This window comes from Halosimplex halophilum (genome assembly GCF_004698125.1).
GTDB classification, from domain to species: Archaea; Halobacteriota; Halobacteria; order Halobacteriales; family Haloarculaceae; genus Halosimplex; species Halosimplex halophilum.
In genome coordinates this window covers 297,078-311,720 of record NZ_ML214298.1, presented here as the reverse complement: position 1 = coordinate 311,720, position 14,643 = coordinate 297,078, and the positions used below count along the sequence as shown (strand labels likewise).

Here is a 14,643-nt window from a genome sequence, read left to right as displayed (position 1 = left end):
AAATGCGACCTTCAGTGGAGCCACCCAGATGAGGGTGGGCAAGCCATCGAGCCGCCAGACGGCTAACCCCTTGATGCACCACTGTCGCTCACCATATCGAGTTTTCCTGGAAGCCATACCTGCATAGCCGTCGCTGGGCGGTCTCGATAGCGCTCCGTGGGCCCATACTCGTCGCTGAGCACCGGAAGGGGATGGATAGGTTCCGTTCGGTCCTGTGTATGCACGTACTGGGTAGCGCGTAGCGTTGATGAGATCGGTCGCACAGTGTTCCTGCGCAATAGCGAATGGCTGTCAGTAGGGGGAGATACGGAGAGACTCGATTTGACGCCAACCTGATGCACCATGCTGTTCCATAACCCAGCAGTGCTCGTAGACCAAGCGCGCTGTCAGCCCGGTGTCAGCAGCCACTGAACGGGCTGGTCGACCCCGAGTGGAAGCCACCTGCAGAAGCCGCGCACAGAGTGAGGGAGAGGATGGTCTGCCCAGGAGCGTGACACTCGGGCGTCTCACTGACGAGCCACCCGTTCGCGGATAACGGGTGTCGATCCCCCAGCGTCGGTCTGGAACGAGCTGAACGTCATCCCATGTCATCGTCGAGACTAGCTCGTCGCTCCATAGCTCCATACCCATCCGCTTGCATGCGATTCTGGACGGCTATGGATCGTGATTGGAGAGTAACTATCACTGTTCGCGTCTCCAGGAATTCCCGCCAGCGGACGCTACTGGGACAGACCGAGTCTTGTCGCTCGGTGGCTTCCCCGGCAGGCTCCGCCCACTGGAGATTCAGGTGAGAACAGCTTGATCAACACAGACAACTTTCGGAGCTTCGCGAGAGACATGGACACCACTAGAATGGAGGATGTCGTCTAAGCGGCCGCCCTCCTCCTCCAGTGGTGGCGTAACTGTCTATGCTGACGCGGATATCGAAACAGAAGCGAAGCGATCGAGCGGTGAGTTGAGGCGGCCAAACGAGGGGTGCGAAAATCTCTCACTGGCCCTGTGATACTGAAAGATAGTCTCCCGTGTCACTGCTGCAGTCAAGGGGTGTCGATTCCCCCTCCCCCATAGCGAGTTGCCGCTCACGTCGGACCAGAAACAGCCGAATCGTCGCCTCAAACCGGCTCTCGACGGCACAGCGTCGCGACCAGGAGACAATACTTCAACAGGACAGCACTTGATAAAGACTCTTCAGAGGGCCCTCTGATCGCCTACAGGATCGATGACCGAGGCTAGTATCGGGGAATCACCGGAGATAGCGGCCGCAAACCGGTGTCGGCTCTCGCGCCGGGTGGCCGACGACCTGGAGAAAACGGAAGACGACCACGTCAGAGTCGAGTGTGAATCGTCGAAGGCGTACTTTATCGTCGACGGGATCCACCACGACGCGCCCGGACTCACGGTCAACGCGGACGGTCTAGAACGGATCGACGCACAGACCGGGCAGACAGGGACAGTCGAAGCGACGGTCCCGATCGAGAGCCGCGATCGGGCGTTCGTCACGGGCGATATCGCCGAGACCCTGTGGGACCGAGCGGACGCCGACGTGTTCATCACCTGTCCGCACGGCGGCGACATTGAGTACAACACCGACGAGATGGGGCAGTACCTGTTCAAGAAATTGCGGACCCGAGGGATCGCGGCGACGGCGTGGATGCTACACGGGTACTACACCGGACAGGAAAAGGACGCCTTCAAGCGCTGGCACGTCAAGAAACCCGTCAAGGCGTACGACGCCTATCCGGGCCTGCGACAGCTGATGGAGCGGGCGTTCGCCTGTCGGTACGCAGTCGGGTTCCACATCCACAAGTACGACTACGTCGCCGTCGGCGGCAGAGCCGACGACGACCTCCGAGAGCGGGTCGGTGACGCTATCCGGGGTCCGGTGCCGTCGAAGTACGACGTCGAGACGGACTACAACGAGATCGCCCTGGCCGGCAGGAGCAAGCAGGCCTCGATGAACTACTTCGCCGAGGACGACCAGGGCATCCAGATCGAACTGCCGACACGGGTCGCCTACAACAAGTTCCACTCCCTTCCCGAGGCAGTGGCCGACGTCTTCACGGAGATACTTTAGGCGGTCGCCGCACTCGATGGCATATGGACCTCGGTCTGATCTCCGACATCCACGGCAACCGCCCTGCGCTGGAGGCCGTCCTCGCGGACGGGGCCGACGACGTCGACGAGTTCGTCTGCCTCGGCGACATCGTCGGGTACGGGCCGTGGCCGTCCGAGTGCGTGCACCTGATTCAGCAGCACTGCGAGACGGTGATCCAGGGGAACCACGACCGGGAAGCGCTCGATCCGGAGGGGTACACGGACAACGAGACGGCGATGGCCGGCCTCCGATACGCGGAGGAGGAGCTGATCACGGCGAATCTGGTGTGGTTGCAGAGCAGGCCACGCAGGACCGACCTGCTGGACGGCGACGCCCTCCTGGTCCACGACCATCCCGAACAGGTCGACCGCTACGTCATGCCCCGGGGGTTCCCGGAGGTCAGACCGCACCTGGACGACTACGAGGCCTGTTTCCTCGGCCACACGCATATCCAGCACGAGGCGGTGATCGACGACCGCCTCATCCTGAATCCCGGGTCGGTGGGACAGCCCCGTGACGGCGACAGCCGGGCCGCGTACGCTGTCGTCGATACCGACACCTGGGAGACGGATCTGCGCCGCGTGGAATACGACATCGAGACGGTACAGAGAGAGGTCGCGGAAGAGGGGCTACCCCCGAAATCGGGGAACGCCTGGCCAGCGGACGCTGACGGGCGAACCGGAACGGCTCCACGAGGCCCCCTCACCGGCCGGGCGATCCGTCGTCGTGCAGTAACTGGCGCATCGTCTGGCGGTCGGTGTCGGCGGTAAGGACCCGTTTGAGATGCGCCCGCTCCCGATACCGGGGGCTGGTTCGCGGGTCCCAAAGGAAGGCGGCGTCGTCGGGTCGCTCGTACTCCCGTACTTTGGTCTCCACGGCAGGAGCGGGGTACGGGCCGTCGTAGCAGACGAACAGGAGCACAGCGTCGGGAGCGTCGAGCCGGGGTCCGGGTGTGAGGTCGCCCAGCTGGCTCGTGTCCGCCCAGTTGTCGACGAAGACCTTCCCCACCCTGTTCGTCCCGGCGACCGCCGCGACGTCTCCTTTGCCCAGTTCCCGAACCGTCGGCCGCAACATACACTCGAAGCAGTCGGCGATCGCTGTGGAGACGAACTGGCGGCCATCGCCCTCGGTCACGGCGACGGGGAAGAGCAGGTTGACCGCGTCGACGAACGCCCCGGGGTCCCCGGTACGGCCTTCCGCGAAGAACACGACACAGGTATCATCGCCAGCGGCCGCCAGGAGGTCCGAAACCCGGTCCGGGACGCCGGACTCGCGGAGGTCCGCCGACAGAAACAGGAAATCGCTGTCCGCGACATCGCCGGGACTCGGTGACGAATAGATCTGGGCGGCGCTTCCGGTGTCGATAGCGCCGACGGTTTTCGCGCCAGTCGGTCCGACGCCCGCGACGGCGACGGCGGGTTCCCAGGACGGGGTCTCGTCCAGTTCCACCTCCCCCGAGGGCGTCCGCTCGGCTTCGAAGGTGTTCCGTTCAGGGGTTGCCTCCGTGTTCCGGGTGGTGACGGCGAGGTTCGGGGAGAGCTCGGGGATGTCGAAGACGGTCTGCATGTCCACGTCGCTCTCCCCGTCCGCCAGCAGGTTCTCCGATTCCCGCCGTGTCTCCGCTCGAAAGGCTCGCCAGTCCTCGATCCGGGACCGGTCCGCCTCCGCTGCGTCCAGCAGCTGGATGACCTGGCCGGTGAGGTCGGCGGCGTCCCCGAACAGCTCCCCGGCTTTCGCGGGGTCACCGCCGTTTTTGGCCTTCGTGGCCCGGTTGCACCGGTCCAGGATCCTGTCCGCGAGTTCCTCGATCCGGTCCTGGTACTCCGACTCTGTCATGTCTGTCACGGCTTCTCCGGCGCCGACCCTTCAAGCTCTTCATGTCCGCGCCGGGGGCGCCCCGTTGGTTTCGAGCGGTCTCCGTTCCCCGGTCAGCGTCCTCGCCACGGTTCGAACCACACGCTCCCGATCGCATCTGAGAGTGTGGTCTCCCTCAGGAGTCGAAGTCGGGGTTTCGCAGGTTGTCCTGCAACCCGACGTCGCTCGGCGTGCCGTGGAGTTCGATGCGTTCCAGCCGGTCGACGAGCTCCTGCAGTGTTGCGTGGACCTGCTCGAGGTCCTCGTCATTGGCTGCGACGATCGCTTCGAGCTCGTCCAGCTCCTGTTTCAGCTCCAGGTCCGCCCGCTCCGTGCGGTCCCGTTCGTCGTCCAGGACCTCGATACGGGTGCGCAGCCGACCGATGTACCGTTTCAACTCCGCCTCGCTGTCGAACTCGTCCGGGATCTCGGGTAGTTCACTCATGGATCGTCGGTGCCGGTGGTGTCGTTGACAGTCTCAGCCACAGACGTGCCGGGACGCCTCGGTTGCTGGTATCGATACCGTCGATTTTCGTCTGGACCCTGTTAAGCGTAGCCTCGACCTGGCCGAGCCCAGCCGCGAGTCGTCGAATCACCAGGGAGCCGTTCGTCCGGAGTTCGGATTCACAGCGGTAAGCATCAACAGCCACCCTCGCGTGAACGCGGATGGATTCCCGAGCGGTGAGCGTTTCAGACCCGGAGTACGACGAGCACTGACCGAACTGCTCGCCGAGAATCGATTCCAGTCAGCCTCCCGATAGAGACGATGTCTTGCCGCTCAGAGAGAGAGACCGAACGGCATCGAGAACCGACAGCCGCCCGAACACGGAACGGGAGTACCCTAGCGACCGATCGTGCCCTGGCGCGTGACCGGCGCGTCGGGGTTGATAACGAACGCGACGAGCGTCGAGTCCTCGGTCGCGGTGACGGACACGTCGCCGTCGCCGGTCACGAGTGCACTCTCGGTGTAACCCACTGATTCGTCGCCGACGTCGACGGCACCGTCGAAGACGTACAGATACGTGTGCCACCCGGACCGGGCGGGCAGCGTGGTCGTGGCGCCGGCCCCGAGCCGGCAGTCGTAGAGTTCCACGTCGTTGCGGACGGACAGCGGGGCGTCGGTGCCCTCGGGGCCGAACAGGTGGCGCCACTCGCCGGCGACCGGGTCGGGGATCGGCTCGTGCTGGATGCCCGGTTCGAGGGCGAGGCTGTGCGGGCGGACGAAGATCTGGAGCATCCGCAGCGGCGGGTCCTCGGCCAGCGTCTCCTCGGAGTGCCAGAAGCCGCTGCCGGCGTTCATCACCATCAGGTGCTCGGGGTCGGTGACGAGTTCGTTGCCCTGCCGGTCGTCGTGGCGCATCACGCCCTCGGGCACCCAGGAGACGATCTCCTCGTTGCGATGCTGGTGCATCCGGATGAGCGTCCCGGGGTCCATGAACGACTCGACGACGGTCGCGAGCGGGCCGTAGCCGTGGTCGTCGTGGTCGGGGACCGCGCGGCCGGGGAAGTTGAGGTGGATCCGGAACGTGCCCTGGTCCTGCGAAACGTCCGTTCGCGGTGCCGTGTGGATGCGGGGCTGGGTCCGTGCCGCGGGCGAATCGTCCATCACCCATCGTAGTCTCTCAACGGGGATATGGGTTCCGCGCGAGTCGCCGCGGGTCGCGTCCGCAGCGGGTCCGTCCGGTCACTGACGATCCGGACCAGCGGCAAGGCCGTGTCGGACCCAAACATTCCTGCCGCCTCGCCCCTTCTGTCCAGGGATGGCAGACAACCACAACCACCACGAACACGTCGACGAGACAGTCGCGGAGCGCTCCGACTGGGCTCGCCGCCGTCGCGAGGGGATCCCGACGAACGAGAACCTCCTCGTCGTCGCCTGCATGGACGAACGGATCCCGGTCGAAGAGGTACTCGGACTCGAACTCGGCGACGCCCAGATCTATCGCAACGCCGGCGGGAAGGTCACCGACGACGTCATCCGCTCGGCCGCGCTGACGACGAACTTCTTCGACACCGACGAGATCATCGTCGTCAACCACACCGACTGTGGGATGATGAGCGCCCCGGACGACGCCGTCCGCGAGGGACTCGAAGCCCAGGCCGGCGACCTGTCGGATATCGATCTCGACCCGTCGCTGCCCGAACTCACCATCGGTGACGCCGACGTCATCGACTGGGTGAAGATGACCGACGACATCGACGAAGCCTGTGCGGCACAGGTCGAGTACCTCCGACAGTCCGACCTGATTCCCGAGGAGGTCACCGTCTCGGGGTACGTCTACGAGGTCGAGTCCGGCGAACTCCGGGTCCCCGGCGACCGCATCGCCGGCGAGATCAGCGAACGGCAGACGTAGCACGGCGTCCGGCCAGTCAGTCGCCCGATCCCAGAGACTGCAGGACGCCCGGGACGATACCCTCCCGGGGTGCTTCCAGAAGTTATTTTAGGGGAGCCTAAAATATCCGCGTGATGGTCGACCTCTCGCAGTACTTTCCGCTCTCTGTCGCGGCGGTGTTCGTCTCTGCAGTATTGGCGGTGCTGGTCGCCGTCCGGCGCTCGGACGATCCGAAGGTCCGGAAGTCGTTCCTGGCGTTGTTCTTCGTCGGCCTCCTGACCGTCAACCTCCTCCCGTTCCCACCGCTTCTCCCGTTCACTCATCTCCACAAGTACACGGAATCGAGTTCGAATCCGACGGCGTATTACGAGATATACGTGGTCGACGCGAACGGGAACGAGCTGCGGTACGACGGGAACGCCGCTCGCCCTGCGGGGACGCTCACGAGGTTCGGTGGCGGCATCGCCACCGAGTACAGCGACGCCGAAGCGAAGTCCACTGCCGCGTACCTGCTGGACCGCGCCAGACGCTATCGTCAGCGCGTCCGCGACGGCCGCGGCGTGCGTTCGCACGTAGACTTTCCGCCGCACGCGCTGGGGGATCGCTGGGACGGCGAAACACTGGCGAGATACGACGACTTCGTGGGGTTGCGGGTCTATGCCGTCGAACTCCGGTACGAGGCGTCCGGCCGTAGCATCGACGAACGCGACCGCACACTCGTCGCGAGTCTGCGGCGCGAGGGCGAATTCATCCGCAACGGGACCGCCCGGTAGCATGTTCGTGAACTACTACGACGGCTCGAACGGGTCGGTCGTGAACGTCGCAGTCGCGAGAGTCCTGGTCGCGGCGCTCGGGGTCTGGAAACTCTGCTCCTACGACTGGGCGTCTATCTCCCGGTGGGAGGTCTACGCGACCGACTACTACCTGCTGGTCGTTCCCGAGTGGGTCCAGCCGTACCTCGTCGTGGAGAAGTATCTCGCTCTCGTCGGACTGGTCTGTTTCGCGTTCGGCGTCTCACATCGCTACCTGACGCCGGCGACTGCCGTCCTCGTCGCGCATCTGGGAGCGGCTCGGTTCACACTCGACCCGTCCGGCGCGTCGCAGGCGCTTTTCACGCTCGTGTACGTGATGGTGTTTTTCGCGCTGTACCGGTCGGAGGACCGCATCTCGGTTGACGGGATCCGGGCCACTGGCACCGCCGGTCCGGCGGAGTTGAACGCCAGCCTCCAGTCGTCGCGCGACGCCGACCCTGAACCCGCCGGTTCGATACTGAAGTGGAGCCTGCTCACCGTCGGGATCCTCTACTTCGGAGCGGGCGTGACCAAGATCGTCCAGGGTCCGGCCTGGGAGTGGGCGACCGCTCGGAGCCTCGGCCAGTACATCCTCTGGGCCCAGACGTACTTCGGCGTCGATCCCCGGCCCGGCCGCCTCCTGCTGCAGTATCCCTGGTTGCTCCAGTCGGCCGCGATCGGCACGCTGATCCTCGAGACCGGGTTCCTGCTCTGGATCCTGGCCAGGCGGGATATCACGCCGTTCGTCGTCGGTCTCCTCGGGATGCACGTCGTCGTCGCGGTCGTGATGGGGCCGTTCTTCTTCGACCAGATCGTGTTCCTGCTCCTGTTTGCCGACTGGTCACGCCTGCTGTCGCGGGTCGAGAACGACGCCGAACTGGCGGTCGTGTACGACGAGCACTGCGAGTTCTGCGCCCGGACGCTGTCCGTGTTCGAGTCGCTGGACGTGACCGACACGATCGAGTTCTACTCCCAGTCGACCGCGCCTGCGGAGTACCGCGACCGACCCGGCGTGGCGTTCGAGACGGCGATGTACGCGTTCCGGGGCGGCCGGAGCCACGAGGGATACGACGCGTTCGGAGCCCTGTTCCGCCACTTCGCGGTCTTCTACCCCGTCGCCGTCGTGATGTCGCTCCCGGTCGTGCGGACCGTCGGCGAGCGAGTGTACGCGTGCGTCGCGGCGAACCGCGACCGCCACGTCACGTGCACGGTCGACGCGAACGCCGACGAGTAGGGCCGCCCGTTGGGTCCGCTCGACGGCCGCCCACGTCGGACGGGCGTCGAGTGGGGCTCGAACGACCACAGGTCGGGCTCGCTCGTTCGTCGACGCGAGCGGCCCCCGCAGGTATCCCGAGTCAGCGACGGCCCGCACAGCGGCCCGGGCAGAGGTTATCCCCGTAGCGGCCGTAGGGGGCCCATGGCAACCACGAACACCGGCTCCGGAGCACTGCGGGCGCGCTCGCTCCCGGTGCGTGCGGTACTGGCGGCGGTCCTCGCGGCCGCCGCCAACGCCGCGCTGGTCGCGGCCGTCCAGTGGGTCGGGATCGCACCCGGCTTCCGGGCGCTCACCTACCCGCCGGTCGTCTTCCTCTCCGTGCTCGGCGCGCTGGGGGCGGCCGGCGTCTACGCGCTCCTCCGAAATCGGGTCGCCGAGCCGGCGGCGACCTTCCGGAAACTCGCCCTCGCGGTCCTGGTCGTCTCGTTCGTCCCGGACCTGGCGCTTTTGGCCGCCGACCCCGCCGCGACGGTCGCGGGGGTCGTCGTCCTGATGGGCATGCACGTCGTCGTCGCCGCGATAGCGGTCGAGCTGCTCGTCTCCTGGCGGGGTGAGCGATGACGCGAGGTGAGGTGCGGTGACCGACCGGATCCTCGTCACCGGTGCGACCGGGACGGTCGGCCCCCACGTCGTCGACGCCCTCGGGGAGCGGGACGCGGCCGTCCGCGTCGCGTCGCGGGACCCCGAGGCGGCCCGCGAACAGTTCCCCGACGCGGCCGAGCACGTCGCCTTCGACTTCGAGCGGCCGGAGACGTGGGGCGGGGCGCTGGCCGACGCGGACGGTTGCTTCCTGCTGCGACCGCCGACCGCCGACAGCGGGCGGATCGGCGAGTTCGCGGCGGCGGCCGACCGCGTCGGCGTCGAGTGGGTCGCGTACCTCTCGACGCTCGGCGCCGGGAAGAACCCGCTGATCCCTCACCACCGGATCGAAAAGCGGATCGCCGGGACGGACCTCGACTACACGTTCCTGCGGGCCTCCTTCTTCACGCAGAACCTCGTCGAGGTCCACCGCGAGGATATCGTCGAGCGCGACCGGATCTTCGTCCCGGCGGGCGACGGCGCGACGAGCTTCGTCGACGCGCGGGACGTGGGCGAGGTCGCCGCGGTCGTCCTGACCGAGGACGGTCACGCGGACCGCGCCTACGACCTCACCGGTCCCGAGGCGCTCACCTACGACGAGGTCGCCGCCGTCTTCAGCGATGTACTCGACCGGCCGATCACCTACGCCGACCCGTCGGTGTTCGCGTTCGTCCGCCGAATGCGCTCGCGGGGCGAGCCGCTCCCGTTCGTCCTCCTGATGGTCGGGATCTACACGACGGCGCGCGTGGGCCTCGCCGACCGGGTCACCGACGACGCCGAACGGATACTCGGCCGACGGCCCCGCGACGTGGCGGCGTTCGTCGCCGACTACGCCGAGGAGTTTCGGCCCACGGGGGCGGCCGGTCGCGACCGCGTCACGGCGTCCGAACGGTCGGGACCGTAGCGTCAGCGGCCGACCCGGTCGCGGGCCCGTCGGTCGGTCGTTCGGCGAGCGCGGTCCCGTCGCCGCGGTCCTCGTCGACGCCGGCCGCCCGGTCGAGCCGGCGCAGCCGGTCGGCGACCGAGCAGATGGCCTCGCCGGTGCTGTAGGGGGCGACGTGGACCAGCTCCTCGTCCTCGTACTCGGCGAGGCAGGTGACCGGCAGCCGGAGCGCGGTGTACTCCTCGCCGGTCAGCGACGCGGAGACCGCCCGTGTGTCGAAAAAGGGAGCCATCGAGACGCCGCGCTCGTCGGCCCACGCCCGGAAGGCGGCGACCCGGTCGAGGACGCACTTGCCCGCCGGCGTCCGGCGGGCCCGGGCGGACAGTTCGACCTCCGACCCCCAGACGGCGACCGAGGCCTCTGCGACCCGACCGCCGGCTTCGAGGGCCCTGACCCACTCGGCGTGGCGGGCCGCGGGCGACGCCGACGGCGACAGCGAGCGGACGAACAGTGCGACCGAACGCGGCTGGGTACTGGCGGTGACCATGGGTGGGCGTCACGCGGCGACTCGCCCGCCGCTCCCTAATAATTTCCTTCGATCGATACGTTACGTCACAGGAAACTATATAGACTCGACGCGGACCGGACCACGCTCCTGCGCGGTCGCCCCTTTTGGGGCTGCGAGCACTACGGGAGCCGACGCGACCGATGGACGACAGCATCGAGCGCGAGCGGCGCGAGTCCGAGGAGCCGGCGGCCTCGAACGGGGGGCCGACCGCCGAGGAGGCCGGCCGGGGACTCGGCCGGCGCACCCTCGCGAAGGTCGGCGTGGGGTTCGGCGTCGCCGTCGCGTTGCTGTACCTGTTCGGGCGGGTGATCGGCTGGGGGGAGATCAGCCGGACCTTCGCCCGCGCGGACCCGAAGTGGCTCGCGCTGGCGATGGCGTCGTCGGTCGCCGGCCTCGCCGTCTGGGCGAAGGTGTGGGACGAGCTGCTGGAACTCGTCGGCGTCGACGCCGCCTATCCGCCGCTGGTGGTCACCTACTTCGCGGCGACGTTCGGCGACTACGTGACGCCGCTGGGGAAGGCCGGCGGCGGCCCGCTGATCGCCTACGTCCTCTCGGCGGACGACCGGATCTCCTACGAGCAGGGGCTGGCGAGCGTCACCTCCGCGGACACCATCAACCTCGTCCCGTACGTCGGCTTCGCGCTCGTCGGCTTCGGAGGGCTCGCCCTGGGAGGGGGACTCCCGCGGCGGGCGAACCTGCTGGCGGGGACGCTCGTCGCGGTCGTCGGCACCGTCGGGGTGGCTGGCGCCGTCGTCTGGCGCAAGCGCGACCGCGTCGAGGACACCGTCGCCGTCGCGGTCGGGTCCGTCGGCGACCTGCTCCCGTTCGTCGACGTGGGGTCGGTCCGGGCGACGGTCCGGGAGTTCTACGCCGAGCTGGAGCGGATCGCCGCCGAGCCGCGGACGCTCGCGTACGCGCTCGCCCTCTCGGCCGTCGGCTGGGTGCTGTTCGCCCTCCCGCTGTACCTGGCCGGTCGGACCCTCGGCGTCGAACTCGGGCTGTTCGTCGTCATGTTCGTCGTCCCCGCCAGCACCGTCGCGGGACTCGTCCCGACGCCGGGCGGGCTGGGCGGCGTCGAGTTCGCCCTGGTCGGGTTACTCGTCGCGCTGACGGCGGTCCCGGCGAGCACCGCGGCGGCCGTCGCCCTGGTCTACCGGCTGGCGAGCTACTGGCTGGTCGTCGCCGTCGGCGGCCTCGCGGCGCTGTACGAGATCTACGGGGCGTGACCAGTTGACCCGGTGATCTCGTCACGAGGGGTATCGTCTATTCGACTCTGAAACGAACAGCACAGTACTACGACATCCCCCGGGCGTAGCTTCAACCCCGCGAGGGTTCGTCTGGAACACCATGGCCGGTTCACCGTCCTCACGCATGCTTTGGGACCGTTCTCACTTCGTTTCCGTCGACCCTCGATACTCCGCTGACCCCCCGGAGGTCGACGACCGAGTCGCGTGGGAACGGGTCGATCCCGAACGGTCGCGCTGTACTCGGTGGCGATCACTCGTGGGTCTCAAGAAGGCTCGATAGAAGCGCTACGGTCGTCGGCCCGAACGCGGTCGATGGAGACGCTCACGTCCGACGAGTCAAGCGGGAGACGCTCACGGACGGCCACCTCGTGGTCGCTCTCACCGAGATCGACCGTGACATCGGCGCTCTCGGCGTCGTCGACCGACTCGCCGTCCGTCCGGTCTTCTACCGGGCTGTCCCCGACGACGGACGCCTCGTCGACGCCGGTGACTGCGACGGTCAGCGTCGGCCAGTCGTGCGCTTCCAGTTGTTCGCGGACGATCTGGCCGACGGTCTGTCGGTCGTTGAGGGTTTCTTGGGGGCCATGGAACACCATGCCGACGCGCTGTGCCACTTTCTCAAGTTCAGCCAACGAAGAGCGTGGTAATCCGGAACTGAACGGTAAACACATGGTCCAGATGCTTTCGCTAAGCAGCTGGACATCAACCTATTTACAGTGTTATCATTATCTTCTCTATCGCTGTCTTTTATCGGCGAATATTTATCTCTAACTTCTTGTCAGAGTCCTCGGGATGGTAGAAAATTATGTCTCTCGGCTGCCCACCTATGAATCCATCATTGTCCATGGGATCGACAGTCCCTTCGGCTGGATTGCCGGATTCATCTTGGCCATCGTCTGTATATCTCGGATGATCCCGCACTGGATGATCGTAGGTTATTTCGTAATCATATCCCGGCCAGTCTTCGTTTGTATCTCTCGTTATACCAGTTGCTTTGCCGAGGTCGGTCCCTGTTACCTCGAGTTGTATAAATCCGTAATCTGCAAACTGGACGTAGACCTTATCAACGTTATCGTCGGCATCCATCCAATAGTTGTCTGTCGAATTACCTTCGATTGTTCCCAATAGATATTCTCCGTTGGAGGCGATTTTGTCATTGTCATCGGCCAGAACGCCCTTTTCTATGGAGTCCTCGCCGTAACCAGTATAGATGCGATAATCCCAAGTTTTCTCCCCGCTATGCCATACAAATATCTCGACCTGATCGTCATCCGCTGTTGCTGTCCCACTCGCAGCCATTCCGCCCGAGATCCCGAGCGTTGCGGCGGCGGTCGATTGCAGGAACTGTCGTCGGCCAAATTTGTTTCCTTTCATCAGCAATTGACAATCATAGTTGTTGATTAATATGTTTTCCGGTTGAATGATGTACGACAATAGTTAAAAATATTATTTTCAATAGGTTGGGGGCGGGATCGTCTCTTCCAACACATTTCAACGGTTCCTGGGATGACCAATCAGTCCATGGCCATAGCCCGACAGCCGCAGCTCCGCTCGTCGACGAGCGGTGGGGCCGCCGCCGTCTCCCGATCGACACTGGACTATATACCGCTCCGTACTGACCCCTGCAAACTGTTGGCACACACAGCCGACAGTACCGCTCAGAGGGGCCTCGTACCGGGGGGTACCCCTATTATAAACCCGTTTACTTGGGTCCCGACTGGTCTCGGGTGATGACGCACGATTCGGAGCGTCCGGCGGACAGGGTAACGCGGCGCAAGTTCCTGCTGACATCCGGCGCGGTCGGCGCGGCCGGGCTCGCGGGGTGTGCGGGCGGGGGCGACGAGGAGACGGCCACGCCGGAGCCGGAGAACGAACCCGACAGCGGTTCCTCCGACGGCTCCTCGGGTGACGGCTCGGACGGCTCCTCGGGCGACGGGTCGGACTCCTCGGACGGCTCGGACGGGTCGTCGAGCAGCCCGAACGAGCCGTCGCTGCTCACCGGCGAGGGGTCGTCGACGGTCTACCCCATCGCGAACAAGGGCGCCTCCTACTGGAACGGCAACGCCCCGCCGAGCGACGGCGAGTACTGGGGCAGCAACGACGAGGGGTCGGTCCCCGGCTGGTCGGAGATCGAGACGGACCAGCACCTCGCCGACTACTTCGCGAGCCAGTACGGCTTCGAGCCGACCGGCGAGCGCTCGAACCCGCCCTACCGCGCGACCATCGGCCTGAGCCACTCCGGGACCGGCTGTGAAGCGGTCACGAACGGCCTCGTCGACATCGGTAACTCCTCGGGCCCCATCACGGCCGAGCTCGGCTGGAGCGAGGAGAAGCGCGACGAGGAGGTCGTCGACCACGTCCTCGGCCGCGACGGCCAGCCGATCGTCGTGAGCAAGGACATCTACGACGCCGGCATCGACCAGCTCACCGCCGAGCAGGTCCGCAAGATCTACCAGGACGAGATCACCAACTGGTCGGAGATCGGCGGCCCCGACCAGGAGATCTTCTGCATCGGCCGCGCGGTCGGGTCGGGCACGGACACCTCCTTCCGGCTGAACATGCTCGGCGACGCGGAGGCCGAGATGCCGGGCGTCGACACCCGCCAGGGCCAGAACCAGGGCGTCGCCCAGCTCGTCCGCCAGAACGAGGGCGCCATCGCGTACATGGCGCTCGCGTTCACCGGCGAGCAGGTCCAGCCCATCGCGCTGGAGTTCGACGGGACGGTCTACGAGACCAGCAAGGACGCCGAGAACACCATCTTCGACAGCTCCTACCCGCTGAACCGCGACCTGCACATGTACACGAAGATCACCGAGGACACCCCCAGCGGCACTGACAACCGCGAGGGCGCGTTCATGCGGATGTTCCTGACGCAGTTCGGCCAGCAGGTGTTCGTCGAGGACAACAACTACATCCCGCTGCCGACCGCCGACCTCGAGGCCGAGCTGGAGAAGCTCCCCGAGACCGCCTGAGGTTCGTCCCCGGACGCGGCCGGTCTGGTGCTCCCGGTCGCGGTC

15 protein-coding genes are annotated in these 14,643 nt (G+C 66.2%); 9 read left to right on the top strand and 6 right to left on the bottom strand.

The features are described 5' to 3' along the window. Window positions 1–1,219: 1,219 nt before the first annotated feature. Together E3328_RS12685 and E3328_RS12680 are read left to right on the top strand one after the other, a co-directional pair. Entirely contained in the window at window positions 1,220–2,074 is an 855-nt protein-coding gene (locus tag E3328_RS12685) for a poly-gamma-glutamate hydrolase family protein (RefSeq protein WP_135365009.1), read from the top strand. A gap of 23 nt (window positions 2,075–2,097) precedes the next feature. After that, window positions 2,098–2,865, top strand: coding sequence for a metallophosphoesterase family protein (locus tag E3328_RS12680; protein ID WP_135365008.1), 768 nt, complete (start codon window positions 2,098–2,100; stop codon window positions 2,863–2,865). On the opposite strand, the gene E3328_RS12675 is transcribed toward E3328_RS12680, so the two are convergent. The 3 genes from E3328_RS12675 to E3328_RS12665 form a co-directional block, all read right to left on the bottom strand. Next, window positions 2,798–3,940, bottom strand: coding sequence for a hypothetical protein (locus tag E3328_RS12675; protein WP_167837391.1), 1,143 nt, complete (start codon window positions 3,938–3,940; stop codon window positions 2,798–2,800). The two genes, E3328_RS12680 and E3328_RS12675, sit on opposite strands and share 68 nt — an antisense overlap. Window positions 3,941–4,085: 145 nt before the next feature. Next, window positions 4,086–4,394 carry a hypothetical protein gene (locus E3328_RS12670; protein WP_135365006.1) on the bottom strand — a complete coding sequence of 103 codons (309 nt, stop codon included), beginning with the start codon at window positions 4,392–4,394 and terminating at the stop codon, window positions 4,086–4,088. A gap of 396 nt (window positions 4,395–4,790) precedes the next feature. Further along, window positions 4,791–5,555 carry a pirin family protein gene (locus E3328_RS12665; RefSeq protein WP_135365005.1) on the bottom strand — a complete coding sequence of 255 codons (765 nt, stop codon included), beginning with the start codon at window positions 5,553–5,555 and terminating at the stop codon, window positions 4,791–4,793. A gap of 154 nt (window positions 5,556–5,709) precedes the next feature. On the opposite strand from E3328_RS12665, the gene E3328_RS12660 reads away from it, so the two are divergent. The 5 genes from E3328_RS12660 (at window position 5,710) to E3328_RS12640 (ending at window position 9,832) form a co-directional block, all read left to right on the top strand. Beyond that, complete coding sequence (locus E3328_RS12660) at window positions 5,710–6,303, top strand: beta-class carbonic anhydrase (protein WP_135365004.1); 594 nt, start codon at window positions 5,710–5,712, stop codon at window positions 6,301–6,303. A 113-nt stretch (window positions 6,304–6,416) separates the two neighbouring features. Beyond that, window positions 6,417–7,055 carry a hypothetical protein gene (locus tag E3328_RS12655; protein ID WP_135365003.1) on the top strand — a complete coding sequence of 213 codons (639 nt, stop codon included), beginning with the start codon at window positions 6,417–6,419 and terminating at the stop codon, window positions 7,053–7,055. Between the two features lies 1 nt (window position 7,056). After that, a complete protein-coding gene (locus E3328_RS12650) occupies window positions 7,057–8,307 on the top strand; it encodes a DCC1-like thiol-disulfide oxidoreductase family protein (RefSeq protein ID WP_167837390.1) in 1,251 nt (416 codons plus the stop codon). 183 nt (window positions 8,308–8,490) lie between these two features. Beyond that, window positions 8,491–8,910 carry a DUF6069 family protein gene (locus tag E3328_RS12645; protein ID WP_246023008.1) on the top strand — a complete coding sequence of 140 codons (420 nt, stop codon included), beginning with the start codon at window positions 8,491–8,493 and terminating at the stop codon, window positions 8,908–8,910. Window positions 8,911–8,926: 16 nt separating this feature from the next. Continuing rightward, window positions 8,927–9,832, top strand: coding sequence for an SDR family oxidoreductase (locus E3328_RS12640; RefSeq protein ID WP_135365001.1), 906 nt, complete (start codon window positions 8,927–8,929; stop codon window positions 9,830–9,832). Here the strand turns inward: E3328_RS12640 and E3328_RS12635 are convergent. Further along, the gene (locus tag E3328_RS12635) at window positions 9,804–10,358 is read right to left on the bottom strand and encodes an HTH domain-containing protein (RefSeq protein ID WP_135365000.1); all 555 of its coding nucleotides are present in this window, start codon (window positions 10,356–10,358) and stop codon (window positions 9,804–9,806) included. The two genes, E3328_RS12640 and E3328_RS12635, sit on opposite strands and share 29 nt — an antisense overlap. A gap of 161 nt (window positions 10,359–10,519) precedes the next feature. Here E3328_RS12635 and E3328_RS12630 point away from each other — a divergent pair, with 161 nt between their 5' ends. Then, window positions 10,520–11,605 carry a lysylphosphatidylglycerol synthase transmembrane domain-containing protein gene (locus tag E3328_RS12630; protein ID WP_135364999.1) on the top strand — a complete coding sequence of 362 codons (1,086 nt, stop codon included), beginning with the start codon at window positions 10,520–10,522 and terminating at the stop codon, window positions 11,603–11,605. 284 nt (window positions 11,606–11,889) lie between these two features. Here the strand turns inward: E3328_RS12630 and E3328_RS12625 are convergent, their stop codons facing one another. Further along, a complete protein-coding gene (locus E3328_RS12625; RefSeq protein WP_135364998.1) occupies window positions 11,890–12,297 on the bottom strand; it encodes a hypothetical protein in 408 nt (135 codons plus the stop codon). A gap of 76 nt (window positions 12,298–12,373) precedes the next feature. Beyond that, window positions 12,374–13,000, bottom strand: a complete 627-nt coding sequence (locus E3328_RS12620) for a hypothetical protein (RefSeq protein ID WP_135364997.1) — start codon at window positions 12,998–13,000, stop codon at window positions 12,374–12,376. A 356-nt stretch (window positions 13,001–13,356) separates the two neighbouring features. On the opposite strand from E3328_RS12620, the gene E3328_RS12615 reads away from it, so the two are divergent. Then, entirely contained in the window at window positions 13,357–14,598 is a 1,242-nt protein-coding gene (locus tag E3328_RS12615; RefSeq protein WP_135364996.1) for a PstS family phosphate ABC transporter substrate-binding protein, read from the top strand. The last annotated feature ends 45 nt before the right edge of the window (window positions 14,599–14,643 follow it).